The following is a 3,560-nucleotide window of genomic DNA, read 5'->3' on the forward strand; positions in this document are numbered from 1 at the left end:
ACTCGCATTAATAGAAAATACTGACGTTTACATACGTGATGTAAGGCGACGTATTAGATAGGGATAAAGCCAAGTGCAATAGCAAACGGTCATACCGTTGTTATTCGTCACAACTCGACCATCTGCAATCTCAAGACGAAGAGGGCTGGAGTAATTTATTTAATTATGGTAACTTACGTAACGTCCAAGGCTGATGCATTGAAGTTACAGGGCAAACATTTCGCACTCCATCAAGCTTGAGTAGGCGCAACATTATTGGATACGTATCGTCATGCGGCGGGCAGGCAATAAGGATTAAATTCGCCCAGCCAAGAGTGTGAGCTGGCTAAATATTCGAAAAAGCCTGGCTCCAGGACGGCGCAACTATCATTGAGCTGATTGTTCATACTTGTCTTACCTCATCAAAATTAATATTATTTTATGCGGCACACATGTTAATTATTAATTGCTGAATAGCTGTCAACAGTATCCGGCATCGAAACTTGAGCAAGCACTGCTATAAATGAGTTGTTAGTAGCCATTTAGCCATGCAACTGACAGCACTATCAATTGCTAGCCGGTATGACATGCAGTAACGCCGATACCGCTAATGCTACATGAGCGTAGACCACAAACACTCCTGACACACAGTGGGCAGCTGCGAGGCACTTTCTTATCAATAGGTTCGGTGAATAAATTAAAAATTATTATTTATTGGTTGCATTGAAGGCTCCCGGTCCCGGAACATCATTCAATTCAAAATATTACCCATGCGGCCAGTGTTGAACCCAGGCCATACAGGGCAGCCCTCGCAGAGTAGACATGCTGATGCTTTATTTGACCCGCCGCTCGCGCTTCGCACTGAGGCTTTCGTCGTCCACACAATCGAGGTCAAATTTAATTATTTTTTAGGGCTGGCTCGTACTTGGTGCAGAAGCCCTTGACCGGCGGGGTGTCCGAGACATAAACCCTATCGTCGCCAAACGTAACTTTCCGGTTGTTCAGGATTTATTCTAGCGGTAGCTGAAGCACAGCCGGAGAACATAATGGAGTGACTCTTGATTAAGCATCACCCTGTTTAAGAGTGTTCCTTAAGTGTGGAAGTAGGCTGCGGCGTGCCGGATAAATAGCACGGACCTGCGGGTTTACGAGTTAATGAAATTAATTTACTAGTCGAAACGCGTCGCCTGCATGCGATATTTCACACTGACTTTGAGTAGCGCTGAATCCAAAACCAGATGAGAAGCGACGAATGCGGGAAAAGACTCGTCACTTACGCTTTGACAAAGTGTCAGATTTCAGATCGGCAATTTTCTTTTTTTGTATGACCTCGCTAAAGGCCGAGGTCAATATACTGGTGGGCAAGGCGATTAGGCCGATACCGCTGATCGCTGTAATGGCAGCCAATATCCGACCGATGGTGGTGACGGGATAAACATCGCCATACCCCACGGTGGTGAGCGTGACAACGGACCACCACATGGCCCTCGGAATACTACCAAAGTGCTCCGGCTGAATGTCGCTTTCCACAATATAAAGCGCCATCGATGAAACTAACATTAGGAGTATCGCAGCGCATAAACTAATTAACAGCTCTTCTTTTCTAGCACGAATAGCGAGGCGGATGTTATGTAAAGCCTTTGAGTAACGTCCCAATTTAGCGATAAGGGAAATTCTTATCAACCGCGACCCGCGCACGAGATAGCCTGTCGAGCCTAACGCGACAAGCCAGCTCGCCAGCACAATGGCTAGTTCTAGCATGGCAATCGGGCTAAAAACATAATGAAATCGAGTTCTGTATTTAGGGTTTTCTACGCACGTCCATACGCGCAGGACATATTCAATGGAGAAAACCATGGCGAATCCAAGCTCGGCCGCTTTAAACCACGGCTCTCGACCAGCCGTAACGATTTTTTCGGTTTCCAGGATGCCTGTCAGCATGGCGATAACGATCAAAAAGCACAATATTTTATTGGTGATAGATAACCCAACCTTGCGCCTTAACTGAACATCCAACTCGCAAGCGATCAGTCCTCTCAAACGAATCAGAACCTTGCTCATGAGGTGACGCAGCAAAAAATTGAACGGATTCTGAGCATGAAATAGGGTGGTCGATTGAAAGCCAATCTTATGTCCTCGGGTCATTAAAAAGGCTCAGTGCAAGGTGAGCAAGGTTTAAGTTTGGGCTCGGGGGCTTTAAGTAACCCGATACGGGCCGCTTTGGTTTGGTATTGTTTCTCGGAGGAACATCAGCGATACGAAAGCGATTAAGCAGACGTGAAACATTCAGCTCAATCGGAAGTTCGCTTCCGAAGATAGAGCGCCAAATCTTTTGCTTGGCAGCTCAACTTCGTTTTTCGCCAAAAGCGTAAGGTGCGCATCGACTGTCTGTTTTAGAAGAATAGCCTGTGAGATTCCCCGGACGTCTAACGGGGCGTCGCTTGCACTTCTGGCGCTGGCGCATCTTACTGATCATGTGCGCAAACAGCGAATTGCAAAAAATATAGTTGAATGCCGGCTTGATGGCCGTCGTCCAAACGTAAGCTAACCACACGATTGAGCGCAAGTGACTAGAATGACCAGGCCTCGATAATTTCTGATATTCTTCAGTCACTTGCTTGAGCAACCCAGTATTTCCGCGCCTATATAGGGCGCATTAAAGGTACACCAGCGCAATGGTGGCGGAGCCATCCAGTTGAATGGTGTTGCTCGCATCTAATGTGCTTTTGGGTGCAATAGTCGGAGTAACAGCTAGATTAAAAGAGGCGCTCGTCATCGGAACAGGCTGCCCCGCGCCTGACGTTGCCTTAAGGCCGTAGGTTATGGCCTGAGCAGCGTAGGTGTTGATGGTCCCGCCTCCATTTCCGCCAGCCCATGTCGTCCCACCATCTGTGCTCCAAACCATAAAACCAGTGCCACCATTCAGCGAAACATTTGAGTAATTCAGTGTATAATCGCCAATTTTATTGTTTCCTCCGTCAAGCCCCAATCCGTATGCATTAGGGTTAATCGAGGTAACATTTGTTCCTGCTCTGTTATCGGTTCCTCGAATTCCTACCAACACGAGTCCAGCGCACGTAATGTTCAATGTTTGCGGGGCACTAACACCTAGCGCAGTGTTTCCAGTCGGATTTAGAAGAATTGATGTTCCATAAGAAAAATCGCTTCCCACCATCGAAACGTCGCAAGATGGCGGGTCGATAATGCCGGTAACGCTCAAACCAGTTGTTGTTGCCGCTAAAGCAGAATGCATCAATAACGCGAATGGTGCTAACAGAAACTTTTTCATTTAAAAGCCTCCCACGGGGCTCTAATATGCGCCAATCGTAGCGGCCACTCCTGCACAACTAAATGGAGAGGTACGTCGTATTAATCCATAACCTAAATCCATTTTCTGTAGGGAAGCCCCTAATGCTTTGTAAGGGGATTGCGCTCACCCCAAAAACATCAATATTGGTCAGGATGCAACCCAGCCAGCATTTTGGGCCAGAAGTCGTCAAACTTTGACCTAGGACGGCTCGGCACAAACTTAAATTGGCAGTGAACTGCGCTTGCTAACAAGATACGGGTCGCAGATAGGC

The 3,560-nt window shown here is 47.2% G+C and carries 2 protein-coding genes; both read right to left on the reverse strand.

Features of this window, described 5'->3' with window-relative positions; translation table 11 throughout:
• Positions 1-1,248: 1,248 nt before the first annotated feature.
• Positions 1,249-2,124, reverse strand: coding sequence for an ion transporter (locus D8U69_RS29975; RefSeq protein ID WP_206663013.1), 876 nt, complete (start codon positions 2,122-2,124; stop codon positions 1,249-1,251).
• A gap of 511 nt (positions 2,125-2,635) precedes the next feature.
• Complete coding sequence (locus tag D8U69_RS22630) at positions 2,636-3,268, reverse strand: hypothetical protein (RefSeq protein WP_130903381.1); 633 nt, start codon at positions 3,266-3,268, stop codon at positions 2,636-2,638.
• Between the last annotated feature and the right edge of the window lie 292 nt (positions 3,269-3,560).

This window comes from Pseudomonas sp. Sample_16, from assembly GCF_004307665.1.
In the GTDB taxonomy this organism is placed as follows: Bacteria; Pseudomonadota; Gammaproteobacteria; order Pseudomonadales; family Pseudomonadaceae; genus Aquipseudomonas.

Excerpts from the sequence above, each read along its gene's own strand:
- D8U69_RS29975 (WP_206663013.1), bottom strand. The coding sequence starts at position 2,124 with ATGACCCGAGGACATAAGATTGGCTTTCAATCGACCACCCTATTTCAT.
- D8U69_RS22630 (WP_130903381.1), bottom strand. The coding sequence starts at position 3,268 with ATGAAAAAGTTTCTGTTAGCACCATTCGCGTTATTGATGCATTCTGCT.